The following is a 19,274-nucleotide window of genomic DNA, read 5'->3' on the forward strand; positions in this document are numbered from 1 at the left end:
CCTGATTTCGACCGCCGCTATGCATGGTCAAACCTCAGTCTTTTCCGCCATCTCCAAGGCATCATCGACCTCAATGCTCGGACTGATGTATCCAGGCCGCGAGAGCAGACCGTGTTTGCTCAGTGATCTCAAACTGCACAGGCCGCTGCGTTTTCTGCTGCATCACCATAGCTCGTTATGATACGTGCTCGCCATGAACGACATTGCGGATGCGGGGTTTGGTTAAGTCGCAGGCTAGAAGCTTGCGGTCGATGGCCAGATCGAAGAGAGCCATATCTCGGTTTCTTTCCGCAATTTTAAGCCTTACTCGGATGGCCCAGATATCTCTCAGTCGGGGTGGGGTTTTCTGTCCGACCAGTTTTCCTTTGTTTCAAGGCTGACGGCTGACAGATATGGTGTTCATGACTAGTCCTTCAAGTGTGGAAGGATTAGGATGGCTAATCAGAGCATCGGTCGCTATCCTGCCAGTTCGCGGATCGACATGCAGATCGGCGGGATCGTCGCAAAGGTAATGCTGAACACCTACAACCCGTTCAACGGGACGCAAAGCTATCTGCCGCCCGTGCTATTCGACCATGTCGACCCGCTCCTTCCAAGCATAAGACCGCTGCTACCAGGGGGGCCGACAGCCTTCGTGGCGCTGTGCACGATAAACCTCCTCCTCGTTGGAACGCGCGCGCCATCTAGACTTCCTGCTTGAGGCGGCCGAGGCTTGGTTTGGTCGCACGGAGGCGCCAGGACTGTGGATCGACCTGGGCATCGGACACAAGCTAGTTCAGTGGTTGGCAGTTGCGATGATCCGTAATGGGCAGCAACGAATACTGTCCACTCAAGAACTTATCAACAAACTCTAGAAACCGTTCCGGGACTCGCTTTGCTAATTTGGGTGAGCTCGCCAGGCATCCCCGCTTACGGCACGAACGGTCCCGCATTTCAAGAATGATTATGTTACCGATGAGCGCCGGCAGCGGTTCCTATATGATCGCTTCAACTTTAGCCGCGGCCTTCTCTGACTGACTCCAGGCCTAATCCGGATCCGCTAATGATGAAGGTTTTACGATCGCTCATGAAAGAGAGCCCAGATGTTCAAGCTTAATCATTTATTGGAACAAGCTGGCCTTGATGTAAAGCAGGTTTGTCTCGTTAGACATCAAGACAGCCGAGCGATTAAAGGACTTAGTCCTTACGATTTATGGGCTTCGAAACCTGACCAATTCAATCTCTATCAATCCATCCAAAGAAAGCCTGTCTTTGAAAAATACGTATGGATTGCCTCTTTTGTGGTGACGCCTTTGGGCGAGACGTTATTTGTAGGTATTTTTCGTAAAGATGGAGTAGGAAGAGCACCGGCAAAACTGATTGATCCCTCAACTGGTGAAGATGCGAGCGGAAAACATCTCTATGATCTGAAGCTCTGTGAGCCTCTTAGGGACTATGCAGGTCGGCTGGTAATTGAATGGGGTAACGCCCACATAGTTTGGCGTCAGAAGCCATCAGCTAAAAATAACAAAGAGGTACTCGAACTAAGACGTTCTGCGCATGATGCGCCCTTTCCCGGCTTCGTTTCCTTCATATGGCGTATTAATGCGTTAGACACTGTACCAATGTCCTGGAGACTGGTTTTGTCTAAGGTATCTGGCGTTTACGTGCTGGCTTGCCGAAACAGCGAAAAACTATACGTTGGCGCAGCGTATGGGGACTTAGGTTTCTGGGGGCGGTGGCAGGATTATCTAAAGACAGGCCACGGAGGTAATCAAGGGCTTAAAAAGCTAAAAGAGTTCGACTTTCAGGTGTCGATATTGGAGGTAGCGTCTTCTGCGGCTGGTAAGACAGAAATTGAAAACCTTGAAGCTCTTTGGAAAGCCAAACTACTGACACGTGAGTTTGGCCATAATCTCAATTAGCCTCAGGCGGCACTCAGGCCAATTAGAGGACTATATAGGCTTGCCGGTGCATATTCTGGGTCAGCCAATGCTCATAGTATATATAGTATAGGCAGTCTGCCCGAGCGGACTCGGGCCAATAGAGCGTACCTAGCTTAGCCTGGTTGAGATGAGGTTTGACCTGCTTTGACCTGACTTGCCCATGCGCTTCGCGCTACAGCATAAAGATCGGCAGGCTTACGAGAAGCGGGTATCTCGTTAGACTCGATTACCTCTATGCCGTATTGGTTGGCGAGGATCCTCCAGTGAAACGCAGGGATCATCAGGAATTGATTGGAGCGACATGTGCCCACTAGCGTTTCGCGGCGAGAATAGGAGTCAAGCATGAGACAGGATTCCGTGCCACGCTCGTTCAAACGAATAATCACACCTCTGGCCTGCACGCTTCCCTGATCCTTAAGCAAGCGGTGAAGATCCTTTTTCGAATAATCGCCGCTATAAAGCGTGTCGAGAGAGTAAGGGGTGTTCATGACGCGCCTTCCTTAAAGATTAGCCACAACACGTGTTACGTCATCGTGCCGGTCCTGGTCTTTCTTATGATCATAAGTGCGAAGCGTCTGCTCAGAAGACTGGCCTACCGTGAGCATGATGGTCTTTGTAGGGACATCACGATCGATCAAGGCAGTAATAAAGGTATGTCGAAACCAGTGGTTACTTGCTCTAGGCAGGAGTTTACTGGCGCGCTGAGCTTCTGGCGGTAATAGCTCCGTGGCCATGGCGGCTACATCTTTCACGATCATGAGCACCATGCGGCTCGTTAAACCTTTCTTTCCGCTTATCCAAATCCGTGGCGGGCATAGAGGCGTACTCTCTTCCTGGAGAGGAGCGGCCGGCAGGCTGTGATTGATACGCCATGGCATCAGGACTTCAGTTACGTAGTCGGTGGGAAGTGGCACATTACGAATCTTGCCCCCTTTCCCTCGTAGCCTGATCCACCAACCGGAGCGGTCCTCATAAATCTGCGATTGGCTGGCGCTCACCAGCTCACTGACGCGTGCACCTGTGACGGTCAGGGTCCGAATGATAAGCCGATATTGTTCAGCTTTCTGAAATTCAGCGGGTGTGTCTTGCGGCATGAGCGATAGGGCTTGTTTGATGGCTGGGGCCATCAGGTCGTCAAACCACTTATCAGCTGACTCAACAGGCGCCGTTGGTGACCGGCTTATGCCGTCCTCCATGGAGGCGCTTATTTTCGCCTTAAGAGCCATGGGGTCGGATGAGATATAGCCTGACTTCAGCCAGGCTGTCATGAGTGCTCGGATTGCGTTGAAGGCATTTTGTATCGAGGTAAGCGAAAGGCCCGACACAAAGGGACGCCACTTAGGTGATGACTTAGGGTAGGGCGCGCCTGAACACCATTTATCATGAGGGACAGGATCACGGAGAAAGTCTTCGTAAAGATCCAGATGCAAACTGGTGAGCTGAGATATTAGAAGATCATGTTCTGCAGACCATAGCCACAGTCTCGATATTTCTGTCTGATAACGGCGAAGCGTGTGGGGTGAATTACGCCAACGATACAGAAATGCCATGACGGCATTCTTCTCGCGTTGAAGCGGGTCATCACAGGTCACGGACGGCTCTGCAGGCAACAGCTCTCCCTGAAGGATAGTTTCTGCAATGAGATCTACTGGATTGTCTTTCATTTTATCCACACTTTCTGTGGAAAACCCTGTGATTAAAGAAGGGGGGACTTATCCCCCCTCGCAATGGCGTTAGCTGATCAAAAAATAACCAGCATTTTTAGTTGGACATGCCTGAATGTTCGTTACTTCCGCCCAGATTATCAAGGCTTACGTGCAGGTCAGCCTCAATGATGGCTTGTTGCTCGTTGATGAGATCGCGACGTGAGCCAGTTCCTTCCAGATGAATGACCTTCTTGGAGGTAGCCAGCTGAGAGGTTAGGGCCGAGACCTTACGCAGCAGATCTGCCACCGTCTTCTTGAGTTCAGCGTTGTCCATGCTGGAACTTGCCATGGTGAGACTCGCGTGGGAAGCGATAGCTTGCAAACGCTGGCGCTCAAGCGAAATGTTTTTCAGAGCGCCGTGTAGTCCCTTGATAGTCGCGAATTGATGAGTGGCCCTGGATTGAGCGTCTGTCAGCTCTCTGGAGAGACTTTCATTGACCTTTTCAAGATGAACAATGTGCTGATTGGCCCGCTCGATTACACCTGATTGTTCGGCAATGACAGAATTGAGCTGGCTTTGCTCCTGCTGGAATTCACTCACAGTTTCGTCTAGGCGAGCCGTAATCTGGTCGACCTGGCGAACATATGACTCAATGCGGTTTTGATAATCTGTATTGGCCGCGTTAGCCAGGTTCAGCTCGTTTGATTTGGATGCCAATGAGCTTGCTAGATGTGACTGCTTTTCAGTTAAGGCTTGAATAGTACTTTCGCGATCATCCAGCGTTTCGCCTAATGCCTGGATCTGGGTTTGCTGGGTGGCTACAGTCTGATTTGAAACCTGTAACTCACCTGTAAGCCTGGTAGTTTCCTGACGAAGCAAAGCGTTCTGCTGATTTGCGCTGCCTAACTCACTTTTCAACGCATCAAGGCGTTGATTCAACTCAGAGAGTTCAGACTGAAAGCTACTGGCCTGACGTTCTGACTCTTCCAGCAGATCTCTCATGTCCGATAGCTGGCTGCGCATTGTCTGCTCAGCAATCCGACTTTCACTCAAGGCAGATTCATACGAGTTAACTTGATCGTGGCTGCTAGAGAGCTGATCCTCAAGCTCAGTTATTTTCCCCTGTAGGCCCTTGGAAATAAGGCGTTCACTCTCTACTGCGCGCTCTGCCTCTTCAAGCTCCTTTTGCAGTGATTGAACCGTTCCACTCAGTTCAGTAAGTGCAGCTTCTCTAGTTCGGGCTTCGCCTTTGAGCTTTTGAATCATTTGAAGGTAGCTGTGTACCTGGCCTTCAAACATCTGGCGCACTTCTGCAAAGTCATCGGAATTATCGGCACGATGGATAGCTGCTTCAGCCCGTTGATGATGTTGGCCTGCCTCCAGTTCAGCCCGAGCGGCTGAAAGCTGTTGATTCAGAGACTCAATTTGCTTCTGCTGATTCTCAACGGTAGCCAGTAGCTCAGGACTTACGACTGGCATAGCTTGACCGGCAGCTTCAGCGACTTCCTTTTCATACCTCGCTGCATTGAGGTCAACAAGAGTACTTTCATGTTGGGCTGTAAGCGTGGCGAGCGAATGAGTAAGCGTTTTCACTTGCTCACGTAGCTTGGGAAGCTCACCGGAGCTTCGTTGAATATTGGCAAGATCGGAGCGGACTTTTTCATTGCTAGCGACTAGCTCGACGTTAGCGCGAAGCTGATCTTCGAGCTGCTCACGCAATTTTGTAATGAGCTGTTTGTTGGCCAGGATACCAAGCAGACCCGTAGAACGATCTTCATTAAGAATTGTTCTAGCGGCATCCACCATCTTAAGTAGATCCTGATTTTTCGCATTCAAGGCGTTGATGGCCAGAGCCATTTCCTTGCGGTACTCAACGAATCTATAGATATGGCTACGCAGCAGTGATGGGTCAGTGCTGGTCGTAGCGTCGTTGAAGATGACGCGTACGTCTTTGTCATTCAAACTGAATTGAGATCGCATAACTGACTCCATTGCTAGCAGCGGTCTACGTAATCCGTTAATGGTAGTCAATTGGCCAGTTTTTAGGAAGCTCCAGCTATCTACAAATGCCCGCTCAGATTGCATTAGTGTTTTTTACTGTGTACCCTAAAGCAAAACATGGCGGGTTTTTGTTGATGGTCAGGAATAGGCAGAGTGGCTTTACGATTATCGAGCTGCTCATCTCCGTAATTATTATTGGAATATTGGCGTCGGTTATGGCTGCCCTTTTTCCAATGTTAGGTGCTTTATCGCAGATGGAGTACCAGACGCGGCAGAAGTCAATCAATGCCTCAATTGCGACTGCTATGGAAACCTGGGCGGCTACCCAAAGCCCGCTGGGTCAGCTGCCAGCGCCGTATTCCGGCTCAGGCGGTGTTATCAGTGCGCCAGTCAATGTGGCAAGCACAACTTCAGCTGACTTAAGTCTCTTGGACAACATGCGCCGCAATCGCGTGGATCCGGCCGTCATGGATAATGATGGGTCGCCTGGTGAAAACGTGCGGGTCTATCAGCGTCTGACAGGCCTTACTGAAACGAGTCCGCTGTTTCGCTCTACTGGGCCAGCTGCAACACTTACCTATCAGCTTGGCGTTATCTATATGACGTCTTGCACTCGCTCAGGTAGTACATGTAACCCTAATCCGTCACTTAGCATCCCTGGCGCAAGTCCCGTACTCACAGCTGCTAATCGAGGCACTTGGACGACTACCGATCCGGACACAGGGGCAATATTTGTCTCAACCCTATCACTTCAGCGTAACCGGCTGGATATCACGGCTGAGCGCATGAGAAGGATTCAAAGCGAGCTGCTGCGTTACTTCAATTTAATGAGACTCAGCGCCTCTCCTGCTGATCATACGAATTTTTACCCAGGCGCCTCAGCTATCACTCTTGCTGGGGCTAACCCTGCCTCAAACATGGGTTGCCGGGATGGCTGGTACAACCTAGGTGCCGCCAACGTAGACGTACTAACCAAAATTGCCTTACCCCAAGCCGAATATGGCACTACGCCGTGGGGTGGCGCGATTCAGTACTGTAGAGACTATGACCCCTTAGGCACCAATGGCCCGAATGCCGAGCCGCACTATGGTGCAATCCGTATCAATAAGTCAGTAAGTGCTGGCTCTGCGCCAACAGGATCAGCGGCCAACGATATCTGGATCACCTTCTGATGCCAGCCGTATAGCTGACCAAACACCATTTTTTAAAAGTGTTTCACTCAAACCACACCCTGAGGATGTACCCATGCTGGCTTTAAGCAGTAGCCAAACCCAAACGAAAACTCAGCGTAACGTCTTTCAAAAGGGCTTTACGCTGATCGAAATGCTGATCACCATCATTATTATCGGGATCATTGCAGCGATCTTATACCCGATCATTAACAATATGATCACCAGCCAAGCCAATGCGCGTAAATACATGGCCCTAGCCGAAAACATCGTTCATTCAGCTTCGCTCATGAATCAGACAATGCGAGCTCCGCTGGCTGTTACAGGGAACCCTCTAACGGCATCAGGCAATACGCTCCTTGACGCAATCATCGTAGGTGACAAAGTCAGTGGCCTGATCTCCACTACGTACGCTTCGCGTTACGCTACTTCTGGGGTTCGTCCCATGTCTGATGCAGTTCAGATCACGACGGCTCCGACTGCCGGCGGTTCAGGGACCTACACCATTAACGATAGTACCGTTTCCCTGGTAGCTATTAGCAATCGTCAAATGGGCGTTCAATACACCAACGTTCCGACTGAACTGGTTCAGTACATTTTCGAGCAGCGTGAGGCTGGCACCTTCAATGGTGAAACCGCCCGTACCACAGGTGTAGTTCGTTACTCTGCTGTCTCTGGCGGAAACCACGCGACCATGACTCTGGTTTACGACCTGTAACGAAGGCGGACGGCATCCATGTTTGTCTTTGTTCTCGCTCTGGTATTCGCTGCGGTTCTGTCAGTAATGGCAGGGCAGGTAGCGATACTTCAGGAAAGTTTTTATGAGAGCCAAGCGCATCTGGATGCCTATTACGTTGGCGTATCTAGCGAAGCGCTTCGTATGCGCATGATCCGGACAAGTAACCTTGGGACTGCGTCACTTGATGATCTGGTCCAGTCAGGCGATGAAGGCTTCAAGGTGAAGGCCGTGGATGATGCACGTGTCCATATAGCTAGCCAGGGCAAGGTCAATGATGGGAGCTACATCTTCGATCGAGCCCTTGTCTTTGCAGTCGATCCGAAGTTTGGAAGCTTATCAACCTGGTCACCGTCGGACGCATCGAATAACCGATGCGATCCTGATCATGACATCACGACTGCGGCAACCTGGTGTGGACCGGTTTCCGGTGTCGTTTATGACCTGATCGAGACGCGGGAGATATTCCTGCAGACATTGACCGATGAAGTGCTGCGTATGGACATTACGTTGCAAAAGATCGCTAGAGGCTACAACGTCGTTGAGAAGGCAACATTTCCGCACGGGAATTTGCTGGTCGGCCAAGGGGCTTCGGTCTGTTATGCAGGGGATGGGACAGCTGAAATGTGCTTCAGCACAACCTGTAATTATCCCGTTGTCATGCTTCAGCAAACGCCAATGGATTGCTCTGACCAATTCAGTGACTGGGGCAACGCTACCGTCCTCACTTACGTTTCACCAAAACATATTGCACTCGTCTCATCCTCACCTCGGGCGTCAGTCAAACACGCTAACGGAACAGGCCTGAGCATTGCTAGAGAATTAAGGGTCCCCTGATGTCTGCTTTCGAGAGAGCTCCTCAATTTCATGTTAAAGCGGTCGAGTTGCTTAAAGGTTGGGGGTGGAGCGGTGATGTCCCAAGGGTCCTCCACGAGTACGCCTGCAACGTAGCCAGAATAAACCCCGACGGCAAGCGCATGACGGGGGAGATTATTATTGAGCTTGGTTATCTTACTCGGCAGCAAGTTAATGACGCGCCGTCTCAGCCAAATAGTAAAACTCCTTATTTCACCTATCTGACCAAGCTGTATCCAACACTTCAGCGACATCAGATTGAGGTGCTGGCGATAAAGGATCGGCTTCCTTTCTATAGCAAGCTTGGCGACTATTTAACTCCGCATAACATCATTGAAGACATAGAAGAAGTCCGTATCGAGTGTGAGAAGATCGATGCACTTCTGGCCAGGCTGCCCAATGGGCGGAGCGTTTTGGTATTTGCTACGTACGAAGAGTTCTTGCGCTACCGCCAGCGCGGCACGAACGAGACAAGACAAAGCCCTCTGGCCAACGCTCTTAAAGTTGATAATAGTCCTCATCCCCTGCTTTTCGGCTTTGGCCGCCGAGATGATGTTATTGCGCCCCTTCGCCAGCTTAAAAAGGAAAACAGTGCAATTGAGGGCGGCACGAATACGGGCAAGCTGTTTTATGCGGAGCGTAATCGGAGTACCGAGCGATCTCTTGCTGTAGACATGCTGGAAAACGGGGTTACCCGCAAGGCATCTGACCTTTCGTTGAAGGTGCTTTCTACAGGGGAAGGGGAGATTCATTACCGCGAAAATGGTGTTCGTCTTCATAGCTATAGACTTAGCATGCAGGAGCGGATTGCAGTTTCAAACTTCTTGATGCAGCAGAGTAAGGCGAACTCATCAGGCGCCCGCCTGATGCAGCCTGAAACGGGGCGAATGGTTTACAAAGGACAGTCCTCATCATTTGAAATGCGGTGTAGCTTCATTCCTGGCGATGCGGCAATGGCATATCATGAGGACGATCAGCTCCTTTCTATTTCAATGCGCTATCTGGAACAAAATACCGGTGATGGCTACATTGATATTGATACGCTGAGCTTCACAGATGAGATCAAGCAGCATCTCGTCTCTGCACTACATGTCAAAAAGGGAATTCTGCTTCTTGTAGGACCCACAAACTCAGGAAAGTCCACTACGCTCGCGGCGTTCCTGAGTAAGCACTACGATCTGTATGGGGATCGGGTCAAGCGACTCTCGCTGGAGGATCCCAAGGAGCGCACCATCATTGGTGTGGAGCAGTTCAGTCTGCCCAGCGCAAAAGTCTATGAGAAGTATCTTGAAGGCTTTCTACGTCATGACCCAGACGTCATCCTGTTTTCGGAGATTCGCTCCAAAGAAAGTGCTGAGACAGCTACCCGTGCCGCGCTGACAGGCCACCTGGTTCTATCAACCTTTCACGCGACCGATCCTGTTGAGGCGTATACAAGCCTTGCGCACCTTATGTCAGAAGATCGCCAGCATGATTTGCTTAGTGCCTTGGTCATGATCATCACGCAGCGTCTGGTGCCAAAGCTTTGCCCAGTGTGCTCTGAGCAACGTGAGCCTACAGAGGACGAGTGGTCGATGTTTCGCTACAGCATGGCTCTGCGTGGCCTGAATGTAGATGAGATGACTATCCATAAGGATTCCATCAGATTTGCAAAGACACCTCATAAATATCCTGATCACAAGTGTGACCGTTGCTCCAGTACAGGTTATGTCGGCGTCTACCCAATCCACGGAATTCTAGACTTCACTAAAAAAGTGAGGGCTTTGCTTCGCACGAAAGATTTCGAAGAGGTTGAGAAAACCCAGGCGTTTACCCTTGAGCAACAGGCTATCAAGGCGTTGCATGCTGGGTTTATAGATCTTGAAGGGGTAAGCGCTTGATGGCCACCAAGGTTAAGATGCTTACGCTCAGAGAGCAGATCAGTTTTGTTCGTAATCTCGGCGCCTTGATTGGATCCGGACTGCCGCTACCCGATTCTCTGCGTCAACTTTCTCGTTTGTTGCCCAAGCAAAAAGAAAAGATTGAAGAGATGGCCGTTATGGTTGAGCGGGGTCGTTACCTTTCTCATGCCTGCAGCGGACTCCTGCCTGAAGAGCTGATTTCAGCCATTGTTGTAGGCGAGCAGTCAGGCAAGATGGAGTCAGTACTTTTCGAGATACGCGATACCCTTGCCATGCGGCTGCGTATGAAGAAGACATCCAGCAAGCTGATGCAGCCGGCAATGATGTTCTTCTTTGGGATAACAGTTTTTGTTGGGTTCGTTATGGGCGTGATACCAACGCTTAGTGAGACCTCATCCAAACTGCAGCCACCTGGTCGCCCAGTTCATCGAGCATTTTTGATGGATATCATGGTTGGCCTCGCTAACTTCTTTCATACCTGGGGCTTGATGCTCCTGGTTATATTGCTACTGAGTATCGTAGGTATAGCGTTATGGTCCAAGACCCCACAGGGTCGAATCTCCCTCTACAGGGCCGTGCTAAAGGTTCCCTTTATTGGTAACGCTCTGAAGAATATCGATTTTGCTTTATGGGCCCGCTACATGGCGCTTATGTGGCGTGCTGGCTATGCCGATATGCCCAAAGCCATCGGTATCACTATGAAGTCAATGCCCTTAGCGTTCAGGCCGGGCGTTGAGTTGTACCAACGGGATATTTCGATGGGACGAGGGCTTGGCGCTGCGTGTGATCCAAGGCGCCTTAATGCTGATGATCCTAGGCACGAATGGCCCATGTTGCTGCAGGTCGCGCTCCAGATTTCAGAAAAGTCCATGCAGACCGACGATCAGCTAACTTCAGCAAGCATTTATATGCTCGAAGATGCCGAGACGATCATTGATCGTCTAGTAGAGCTATCCCGAGTGTTTGTACTGGTTCTAGTCGCTGCAACAGCTGCACTACCTATTATCGCCTACATGTTTGAAGTGATTACGCTGGTTAGCGGTACGCTTTCGAGCAGCTTGAAATAAGGAGTAAACATGCGCGTTGTCTCAGAAGTGCATGAGTTGGTAAGGTCTGAATACCGGACTGGAGAAAAGATCTTTCTTGCTGGGGAAGCTGCTTACATCTCGCTTGATGGTGAGTCTCCTGTTTTTGGCGACATGGAAATGCTTTCAGCAAGGCCTGCGAACTTCAGGCTAGTTGGAGAGGCTACTCGCCTTCATGTGGGCGTGCCGCAAGAAATCCTTAGTGAGGTAAAAGCACAGCCAAAGATCAAGTTTTACTTGATGCTGGATGTTTATCTCCACTACATGCGTAGATTGAAAGATGATTTTCTGTTCATTGGTGGAGCAGAGGGCGATTCTGAGACGAACCTTGAATTCTTCATGGTTAAGCAGGGTCGCGTTGTAAGCGTCTTTGATAAGCGTCTGCCTGCTATGCGGGCTTATGACTTTGGAACTCAGTTCAGGCTTGCTCTTAATGACGTGCTTGAGCACAGCAATTATCAGCTCGATCACAACCTACCTGTCTATTGGGCGTACCCGCTTGATTTGACTGACGCTGTTAAGGATGTCTACGACGTAATAGAGGTCAATGACACTCACTTAAACATAGGTAAATTGCGTCTGCGCAATGTTGTACCGGCCAGTAAAGAAGAAAACAAACTACGGACTCTCACCATTCCTCTAATTGGTTTAGTTGCTGGTGCAGCGCTTGGAGCAGCCCCGATTGCGTACCAGTGGATGAAGTACCAGACGTTACAGCGCAATTACGTAGCGGAAGTGGCTGATGTGGCAGATGTCTATCAGCGTGGAACAGCAATGCTGGATACCCTTTCGCGTCAACAACAAATGCTAGATAAAACCCCTAATCAGAAGGATCTGATCGCCCACTGGACGACATTGGCTTCAGCGGCTCTAAAAAGTGGCGCAGTCGTAAAGCGTATTGCCGTATATGACGAAGGCGCCAAGGGCGCAGGGCTGGCAGGGCGCGCTACAGACTTTGAGATGGACCTGACAATCAAAGGTACGGGCACGTTGCCAGACCGGCTTTATGGGAAGCAACTCCTCACTGAGTTAGCCCAGGCCTCCGGCTATGGAATGTGGTTACGAGCTGGTGAGGTGAAGACCACAGGGGACGTTCGGACGATAGAAATTGAGGGAGTCTGGAATGTCCAATGATCGTACGGTCGGATTTGTTACCGCAGCTGTTGTGTTGATCTCTATGGCAGTCGGTGGATGGAAAATCTCAACTGGAATAGCTGTCGCAGCAGAAGCACAAAGCAAAGCGCTTGAGAATCTTCGTACCTGGAAGGCTGCCTATCAAGCTTTGCTGCCAGTCCAAAAGCGCTGGCAGAGTGAGTTTTTAGAAGACGCTGACCCTAAGAGTCAGGATTTAGTAGAGATCGGCCAGTCCTTACGACTAAATAAAGGCCCGCTCCGGTATGACATCAATACACTGCGTAGCGACAGAATTGAGTCTGTGAGTTATCAGGGAGTTCCGGTCGGGCTGATGCGTACCTGCGTGTCGGGCGGAAATGGACCGGGACTAGCCGTTACAGCTGATTCGATGAAGGAGCTTCTCCAGGGAATCAACAGCCTTATCAGGCATGATATCGAACTAAATCGAATTGAAATCAGCTCACGGGAAGGGCAACCCACTGCCAACCTTGGCGGCTTATGTGTGCTTGTTAGGAGAGAAAGTTAAATGAAGGGCAGTATCGCTAACTTTTCCGGCGGAACACTCACACATAATCATGTATTACTGCTTAATGTCTGCTTAGCAGGCGCAGCAGTACTGGTGGCCCTCTATGGAGCGCCAAATCTATCAAGCCGCTTTTCACACCTGCCTATCAAGGGCTATGTAACTGACGCTGCTCCGCCAGTAGAAGTAGCTGACAATAACCTCGCCTTACCGGCGGCCATGGCTTCACCGCCGGCTGAAAGCATAGTCAGCGCGCCTGATATTACTGCGCTCGAACAAATGTGGGTAAGCGACCAATCCCAGGATGGTAAGGAGAGCGACACCAGAGAAACGGAGCGTCTTGTCGCCCTTAAGCAGCAAGTGCAGGCTCGCTTGATGTCAGTACGGGTTAGCGCTCTTGCAAGTGGTGGCGCCTTTATCAATGGTAAATACATCCGTTCCGGGGCTCCTATAGGAATGCAGGTGCCTGGCATTGATGGCAAACCGCTTCCTGTTATCGCAACGGTGAAAGGTAACGCTGTTGTCTTGACCGCTGGCGACTTCACTCAGACCGTACGCTTTAAGTAAGCGGTCATGAACTGGGAACTGCTCACATTATTAAGTCCGTTTCGGGAAGCCAGTCTTAAGATCCGCCTGGCTATATGCCTCTGCTTTTTTGGCGCGGTATTAGTAGCCCTGTGGTGCTTAGCAGGTACGCCATTTGGTAAAGCATCAGGTCTACAAGAGGTTAAGTACAGGATAGAGATGGCTGGTAAGGCAAGCTTCTGGACGTATCGAGCCCTGAGGGGAAACGAATCAAGCTATGAACAAGGAACTACCCGGCGTGGCTATATTGATAAAGGCCAGCGTGAATACTTACTGGTGTATCTTTACGAAGGTGAGGGCCGTACTCGCCAGATCGTAACAATGGCCAATGTGAACAACAAAACGGTAACCCTTGAGCGGTTTGCAGAGCGTTATCGTGGTAAGCAGCTCCGATTTGATCTCTACAAAGTGCCGGAAGAGAAGTATCCCCGCGCGTTAGTCTGGAACATAGAGGTGCCTCTAAATCTAGAAGTAATTGCGGAGGGGGGAGGGCCTGACCTGAATCCACCCACGAATATAGCAGACTGGATCTTTGCAAAGTACTACTGGCGCCTGGCCCAGAACGGTATATAAAAAAGGGGCTTACAAGCCCCTTTATTTTAGAATTCGAACTTAAATTCCGGATCCGCTTCAGAAGCAGACTGGTGTTGCTCTTCCTCAATTGCAGTTGCCCTGCTTCTTGCTTGCTCAAGCCAGGCCTCTGGATAGTCTCTGCGATAATTACTGATGATCTTCTGCCGATCAGCCGGAGCGGCTTTGACTAGCTCAGATGCGATCTTGGCTACTATCATTGCCCGCTGAGTAATTGCGCCAAGGGATTGATTTAAGCTCTTGAGCGCCTCATGCAAGTTTCCTTGATAAATCCTGGCCAGCAGCTCTTTATGTCCGGCCAGATAATCGATAGCCGGCTCATGCAAGTACTCAGGAAACTTCATGATGCGGCCGAAAATAGTAATAGCATTGATTCTGCCGGACAGATTACAGAGAAGCCCAGCGAGGAGCTGCCGCTCTGTCTTCTGAGTATCCAATTGCTGTGCAGGACCGCGATCCGGACAAAGAAAGTAAGTGGGCGTAGGCTGATCAATAAAGCTTAGATACAGGACCTTGTCAGAAACTCTAACGGGAAATAGGGACTGGTGGCCATGAGGGATATCAAATTGCGATGGGTTGACCTCTCTGTGTTTTGGCAGGGCCTGACCATTAGCAAGGTTGAAAACCCATGAGGGTTCGGTTCTGGTCACTGCTAAACCCCTTAATCTACAAAAATAGCATTATGATAGAAAAACATACCCATAAAAACTAATAAAAATAGATTTGGCTTAATAGCACCTGAAGCCTTATAAGTGTATTCTTATGCATATGCGGAAATAAAATACAGAGCACAGTTCATGATTAGAACCGTTGGCCCGGAAAACCTAGCTGCGATCAATAAGGCTCTTAAAGAGCACGAGAACAGTTGCAAAGCACTTGCGAAGGTTATAGCGCAGGCTTACCGCAAGGGCGCCCGGGTACGTGTGCCTGTTGGTAAAGGAAGTGTTTCGGGCACGATTTCTGGTAAACCAGATCCAAAAGAGCCGACTAAAATTCCTGTCAGGCTTGATGGAGGAGCTAGTTATATTAGGAGCTTCGAATACGACGACGTCTCCTTGCTAGATGATCTTTTCATCCAGGAGCAGACTGATGTCTGAGGCTAAGCATTTGCATTGCATCGCCCGGATTCAAGCCGCGGCGTTTGGTTTGACGGAAGAGGCTATGATTGAGCGGCTTGAAGCAGGTATGTACCCTGGCCTTGTGGCTGGTTACATGAAGCTTGTTGCTCAGAGGAACGCTGAGCGAAGTAGGATCATGACAGTTTTCGAAAAAATGGCGCCAGGTTACACCCTGATGATCAGTGAGCAGGAGATCCTGATAAAAGGCCCTTATTGCCAGTATCTATCTAAAGCCCTACTGTCAATCAATGGCTATTGGGACGGCCAGGGGGGGCGCAATAGACGCTGTTTCGTCATCCAGCCTGATGCGGAAACCAAAATTGAGCGCTGCCTACATAGGTGGAAGCAACTATCCGCCCAAGGATCTGATCCATCAAAATGGTCATCAAACCGGTTTGTTACCAGTGGTTGATTCTCAGGCAGTGAACATACAAAAAGGGTCGCATTGAGCGACCCTTTTTGGTTTAGCCAGATCAGACGGACATTCTAAAATCCATGTCGTAAATGGGCTCTTCTTCCAGCTGGCGCTGCGTTTCGAGTACCTGGTCAATGGTATAACGGACTTCTGGTAACTTAACCAGAGATGCATCCACCATCGGGACTTGGGTGAGTACGACACCGCGGCCAAAAAGAGCAAAGCCCCCTTGTTCACTAAAATCGATACCTGAACGAATAGGAGTGCTTAGCATTTCACGAGTAGGGCTGCTTTCTCTTGGCTGATAATGAGTGCGAAGGGTCCCGCTGTACTTATTGTTAAGCTCGACAGGGCAATTTAGTCGATGGCCAAGGTTGATCGCTTCCCACGCTGGGTTTTGAATGACCTCCGGCATGTTGAGCATCTGGCCTACCAGGCTAGTGAGTGATAGGCGAGCAATCTCAACCTGCAGAGCAGCTTGTGCCAATGGGCCAACATTAAGCATACCGGGAAGCTCATTGCCACGAGCGACATTAAACGATGCGAGCAGCCGTTCAGGCTCGGCAGCAAAGCTGTTCAATGCCTTAAGTGAAGACTGGCGCGTAATCGGCATGCGTCCGCCAGCGCGTTGGGCTTCGGCCATTGCATCTGCCATCATGAAAATCTGACGGTCAGCTTCAAGATCAGCAGCATGTATACGGGTGTATTGACTTGGTTTGGTTAAATCAACGGCAGCCCGGCCCTCGTGCCGCTGGAGATAGCCCAGCACTGCATTAGCTACCTGGCGGTCAAACATGTCGTCAGATAGATAAAGTTGGGCCATGTCGGTCGCAACGTACATATCCCATGAGCCTGAAGACTCTACGTGATAGATGATGCTCGAAATCTGGCGCTCGATAGCCTGTTTGAATTCTGTATCAAGCTCAAAAGCATCGCGCAGGAAATAGCCGGTAGTGCCTGCTTGAGTGTCCAGTGCTAGAGCAAGGTCAGAGACTCGGCCCAGGCTTGCATCATGAAGCGTAAGACTTCCTGTAGATCGCTGCGCTAACAGTAGATCCGAGGTGCGATCTTCATTGACTGCATGGGTAACTGTTATTCCAACCAAACTGGCAACCATGGCTGCCTGGATGGAGCGTTTGATCGTGGGCATTCCGTGCCAAAAGCTAGTGACCGAGGCAACTCCCAGCGTTTGCAGAATGCTTGGCTTTGGTTTGCGCATGGTAGGTGTACCTATTAATTATAGTGTGACCTTGATGGCCGATTCGTAGTTGCTTGCCGTGTGCTTGACCACCAGAGGAAGTCCTTTTTTCAGAGCATTTACGATGTCTTGTGCAGGCTTTTCAAAAAGAAAATCGTGAGCCTCAGACTTTAGATGAAGGCCTGCCAAAGTAAGGCTTGCTTGCATCTCTTGTTTTGGTGCCAGCGTTATAGCAGTCACTCCGTCAAGAATTAGTAAAACGCAGACATCCTTACCAGCCGTATCCTTACCTAGCTGAGCGGTGTAGCTGCGAATATTCATTTTCTGATCCTGTATGACGGGTTGACGAAGAGAGTAGTTGTTAATAATCAAGTACTGTCAATATTAGCAAATTAGAAATACCAGAAATACCAACAGATCTACTACAAGAAATGTTTACCTTAGATTTACAAATGCTAGATTAATTGCGGTAGTATACTTTGTGTGTTTCGGGGGCCTTTTTATGAGAGTGAACATCCATATTGCTGTAAATAAGGCACTTGATGCGTTTGCTGCAAAACAGGTATGGGTATTCAACATCCGAAGCATGGCGCGTATCACAGGATTTAATGAGCGCAATACCGCCGCTTTTCTTCAAAGAAACGGCGAGCTACTAGGTATCAAACGGGCCGGAAGGATGTTTTACCTTAATCCCAAGGTTAAGCCGCCTTTCCATGCGTTATACCACCTGGCCGCCCTGATGCGACCTGATTCGCCCTTTTATCTATCGCTAGAGTCTGTCTTGCACGAGCATGACTGGGTAAGCCAGATTCCTAATCGATATACGTTTGTCACAACTGGTCGAGCAGCGGTCATTGAGACCGTATTAGGTACTATAGAGTTCAATCGTGTATTCAATAGTAATTCCTTCCTGGAACGTCTTAACGGCACACGCTTTGATCAGGAACGTGGAGTGCGTGTCGCTAGCCCTCAACTTGCCTTGGCTGACCTAAAGGCCCTAAACCGAAACCTTGACCTTGTTCGCCCGGAGCACGAGCGAACCGAAGATTATTCAGTAGTACGGAGCTCAGGCTTTGACGATTAGTCTGCAAGAACATATCGAAAGGGCTATGGCTCTTACGGAGAACCGACATGCTCAGCCTGTTATCGTAAAGGAGCTACTTCATTATGAGATCCTGCAGGCGCTATCCAACACTGATCTAGCTGACCGGCTGATATTTCAGGGTGGAACGGCATTACGGATGTGCTATCAGGGAAACCGGCTTTCAGAAGACTTGGATTTTGTTTGTGGGGCTGGAGATCCGGAGCCGCTTGATTTAAGTCAGCTTGAAAAAATCCTGCAGTCGACAATGCAGAACCGTTACGGTTTATCCTTTGAGTCTGGGATTGAGCCCAATAGGCAGCTATCAGAGGCGGTTGGCGTTAAACGCTGGTGCTTCAAGATTAAACTCCCATGGGAGAGCCAAAAGCAGCGGATAAATTTTGAAATATGCAATATCCCGTCGCTAGATTATCGCCCTCATGTCATTACTAGTCCCTATAGTCACCAGCAGGGGCTGCAAGGCATTGTAATCATGGCGGAAAGCCGAGAAGAAATTTACTCAGATAAGTTAGTAGCTCTAGGCTTGCGCGACCGGCTTAAAGCAAGGGACGTCTGGGATGTGCAGTTTTTGTCAACGCAAAACATACGCCCTAATTATGACTGGGTAGCTCAAAAGGTTATGCATTACGGCAGTACTGATGACAACTACCTGGATTCGATTGAACGTGCGATCGAGCGAATGTCTACGCCTGAATCTCAGGAAGCGTTTTGCAGCGAAATGTCACGCTTCGTCGATATGAAGATGGCAAGGATGTTTGAGAGTAGACCCGCTTTTGCTCAGGCCTGGCTGACCCATGCAGTAAAGGACCTGCGCGACTTGCAAAATAGCTATCCGCAGGCAGTGTTTAATCGTGATGCTGCACTGCAAAATGAGGATCCGGACCCAGATAAATCACTCTAACGCTAAGCAGAATTCCGCGTAAACCCTCGCCCAATCGGGCGGGGGTACAAGCGGGAAGCGCGTAGCGCTTCTATTCTGGAGTGGCCTGACTCTGCACTACTCTCTTAGGGTTTCAATAGTTGCGCCGCCAGCGCTACAGGCGAAGTAAGAGCGCGATCATAGCGCAGCACTTTACTTTGTCGCGGGATATACGTGTTGAGAGTCCGTATTCGGAGAGACGAAACAGTATTGAGTATGCACACTGAAATATGCGATACCAGATTAACACTTTTCCATTGCCACCCCGATGCAGATGACCTTAAGTGCGGCCAAGCCGTCAAGCGGGTATAGCTAGTAGGCTGGGAACAAGGATTACGGACAGTGCTAAGAGCCACCAAAGTACGCATTT

General features: G+C 49.9%; 20 protein-coding genes and 3 pseudogenes. 15 read left to right on the forward strand and 8 right to left on the reverse strand.

Annotation, left to right across the window (positions count from 1 at the left end; translation table 11 throughout):
• Nucleotides 1–76: 76 nt before the first annotated feature.
• Nucleotides 77–358, reverse strand: a pseudogene (locus PLU01S_RS23960) (site-specific integrase); the annotation flags it as partial.
• Nucleotides 359–1,082: 724 nt separating this feature from the next.
• On the opposite strand from PLU01S_RS23960, the gene PLU01S_RS23970 reads away from it, so the two are divergent.
• Nucleotides 1,083–1,904, forward strand: a complete 822-nt coding sequence (locus tag PLU01S_RS23970; protein ID WP_074829841.1) for a GIY-YIG nuclease family protein — start codon at nt 1,083–1,085, stop codon at nt 1,902–1,904.
• A 134-nt stretch (nt 1,905–2,038) separates the two neighbouring features.
• On the opposite strand, the gene PLU01S_RS23975 is transcribed toward PLU01S_RS23970, so the two are convergent.
• The 3 genes from PLU01S_RS23975 to PLU01S_RS23985 all read right to left on the reverse strand — a co-directional run bounded on the left by PLU01S_RS23975 (nt 2,039) and on the right by PLU01S_RS23985 (nt 5,552).
• Nucleotides 2,039–2,413 carry a hypothetical protein gene (locus PLU01S_RS23975; RefSeq protein WP_074829844.1) on the reverse strand — a complete coding sequence of 125 codons (375 nt, stop codon included), beginning with the start codon at nt 2,411–2,413 and terminating at the stop codon, nt 2,039–2,041.
• Between the two features lie 12 nt (nt 2,414–2,425).
• Complete coding sequence (locus PLU01S_RS23980) at nt 2,426–3,589, reverse strand: tyrosine-type recombinase/integrase (protein ID WP_074829847.1); 1,164 nt, start codon at nt 3,587–3,589, stop codon at nt 2,426–2,428.
• A gap of 97 nt (nt 3,590–3,686) precedes the next feature.
• Nucleotides 3,687–5,552, reverse strand: coding sequence for a coiled-coil domain-containing protein (locus PLU01S_RS23985; RefSeq protein WP_074829849.1), 1,866 nt, complete (start codon nt 5,550–5,552; stop codon nt 3,687–3,689).
• A gap of 155 nt (nt 5,553–5,707) precedes the next feature.
• Between PLU01S_RS23985 and PLU01S_RS26470 the strand changes: the two are divergent.
• The 10 genes and pseudogenes from PLU01S_RS26470 to PLU01S_RS24030 all read left to right on the forward strand — a co-directional run.
• Nucleotides 5,708–5,785, forward strand: a pseudogene (locus tag PLU01S_RS26470) (type IV pilin protein); the annotation flags it as partial.
• Between the two features lie 3 nt (nt 5,786–5,788).
• On the forward strand, nt 5,789–6,745 hold the full coding sequence (locus PLU01S_RS23990) for a hypothetical protein (protein WP_233432239.1): 957 nt from the start codon (nt 5,789–5,791) through the stop codon (nt 6,743–6,745).
• A 73-nt stretch (nt 6,746–6,818) separates the two neighbouring features.
• Nucleotides 6,819–7,460 (forward strand): prepilin-type N-terminal cleavage/methylation domain-containing protein, encoded by a 642-nt coding sequence (locus PLU01S_RS23995; RefSeq protein ID WP_074829852.1) that lies wholly within the window; start codon nt 6,819–6,821, stop codon nt 7,458–7,460.
• Nucleotides 7,461–7,478: 18 nt separating this feature from the next.
• Entirely contained in the window at nt 7,479–8,315 is an 837-nt protein-coding gene (locus PLU01S_RS24000; protein WP_074829854.1) for a hypothetical protein, read from the forward strand.
• Nucleotides 8,315–10,213, forward strand: coding sequence for a GspE/PulE family protein (locus PLU01S_RS24005; protein WP_083397994.1), 1,899 nt, complete (start codon nt 8,315–8,317; stop codon nt 10,211–10,213). Before PLU01S_RS24000 ends, PLU01S_RS24005 begins: the two co-directional genes overlap by 1 nt.
• Nucleotides 10,213–11,301, forward strand: a complete 1,089-nt coding sequence (locus PLU01S_RS24010) for a type II secretion system F family protein (RefSeq protein ID WP_074829857.1) — start codon at nt 10,213–10,215, stop codon at nt 11,299–11,301. Before PLU01S_RS24005 ends, PLU01S_RS24010 begins: the two co-directional genes overlap by 1 nt.
• 9 nt (nt 11,302–11,310) lie before the next feature.
• The gene (locus tag PLU01S_RS24015; RefSeq protein ID WP_074829859.1) at nt 11,311–12,453 is read left to right on the forward strand and encodes a hypothetical protein; all 1,143 of its coding nucleotides are present in this window, start codon (nt 11,311–11,313) and stop codon (nt 12,451–12,453) included.
• Complete coding sequence (locus PLU01S_RS24020) at nt 12,443–12,979, forward strand: hypothetical protein (protein ID WP_019363923.1); 537 nt, start codon at nt 12,443–12,445, stop codon at nt 12,977–12,979. The genes PLU01S_RS24015 and PLU01S_RS24020 overlap by 11 nt, the downstream gene beginning before the upstream one ends.
• Nucleotides 12,980–13,543, forward strand: coding sequence for a hypothetical protein (locus tag PLU01S_RS24025; RefSeq protein WP_074829861.1), 564 nt, complete (start codon nt 12,980–12,982; stop codon nt 13,541–13,543).
• A 6-nt stretch (nt 13,544–13,549) separates the two neighbouring features.
• The gene (locus PLU01S_RS24030; protein WP_139208940.1) at nt 13,550–14,134 is read left to right on the forward strand and encodes a hypothetical protein; all 585 of its coding nucleotides are present in this window, start codon (nt 13,550–13,552) and stop codon (nt 14,132–14,134) included.
• Between the two features lie 26 nt (nt 14,135–14,160).
• Here the strand turns inward: PLU01S_RS24030 and PLU01S_RS24035 are convergent, their stop codons facing one another.
• Nucleotides 14,161–14,802, reverse strand: a complete 642-nt coding sequence (locus PLU01S_RS24035) for a hypothetical protein (RefSeq protein WP_074829864.1) — start codon at nt 14,800–14,802, stop codon at nt 14,161–14,163.
• Between the two features lie 147 nt (nt 14,803–14,949).
• Between PLU01S_RS24035 and PLU01S_RS24040 the strand changes: the two genes are divergently transcribed.
• Together PLU01S_RS24040 and PLU01S_RS24045 are read left to right on the forward strand one after the other, a co-directional pair.
• On the forward strand, nt 14,950–15,249 hold the full coding sequence (locus PLU01S_RS24040; RefSeq protein ID WP_019363927.1) for a hypothetical protein: 300 nt from the start codon (nt 14,950–14,952) through the stop codon (nt 15,247–15,249).
• On the forward strand, nt 15,242–15,682 hold the full coding sequence (locus PLU01S_RS24045; protein WP_074829866.1) for a hypothetical protein: 441 nt from the start codon (nt 15,242–15,244) through the stop codon (nt 15,680–15,682). Before PLU01S_RS24040 ends, PLU01S_RS24045 begins: the two co-directional genes overlap by 8 nt.
• 61 nt (nt 15,683–15,743) lie before the next feature.
• On the opposite strand, the gene PLU01S_RS24050 is transcribed toward PLU01S_RS24045, so the two are convergent.
• Both PLU01S_RS24050 and PLU01S_RS24055 read right to left on the reverse strand, forming a co-directional pair.
• Nucleotides 15,744–16,904 (reverse strand): hypothetical protein, encoded by a 1,161-nt coding sequence (locus PLU01S_RS24050; RefSeq protein WP_074829869.1) that lies wholly within the window; start codon nt 16,902–16,904, stop codon nt 15,744–15,746.
• An 18-nt stretch (nt 16,905–16,922) separates the two neighbouring features.
• Complete coding sequence (locus tag PLU01S_RS24055) at nt 16,923–17,204, reverse strand: hypothetical protein (RefSeq protein WP_019363930.1); 282 nt, start codon at nt 17,202–17,204, stop codon at nt 16,923–16,925.
• A 181-nt stretch (nt 17,205–17,385) separates the two neighbouring features.
• Between PLU01S_RS24055 and PLU01S_RS24060 the strand changes: the two genes are divergently transcribed.
• On the forward strand, nt 17,386–17,967 hold the full coding sequence (locus PLU01S_RS24060) for a hypothetical protein (protein WP_139208942.1): 582 nt from the start codon (nt 17,386–17,388) through the stop codon (nt 17,965–17,967).
• Entirely contained in the window at nt 17,957–18,886 is a 930-nt protein-coding gene (locus PLU01S_RS24065) for a nucleotidyl transferase AbiEii/AbiGii toxin family protein (RefSeq protein ID WP_074829872.1), read from the forward strand. The genes PLU01S_RS24060 and PLU01S_RS24065 overlap by 11 nt, the downstream gene beginning before the upstream one ends.
• A 96-nt stretch (nt 18,887–18,982) precedes the next feature.
• Here PLU01S_RS24065 and PLU01S_RS26290 read toward each other — a convergent pair.
• A pseudogene (locus PLU01S_RS26290) lies at nt 18,983–19,119 on the reverse strand (IS200/IS605 family transposase); the annotation flags it as partial.
• Nucleotides 19,120–19,274: the final 155 nt, after the last annotated feature.

It is taken from the genome of Pseudomonas luteola NBRC 103146 (assembly GCF_002091675.1).
Taxonomy (GTDB): Bacteria; Pseudomonadota; Gammaproteobacteria; order Pseudomonadales; family Pseudomonadaceae; genus Chryseomonas; species Chryseomonas luteola.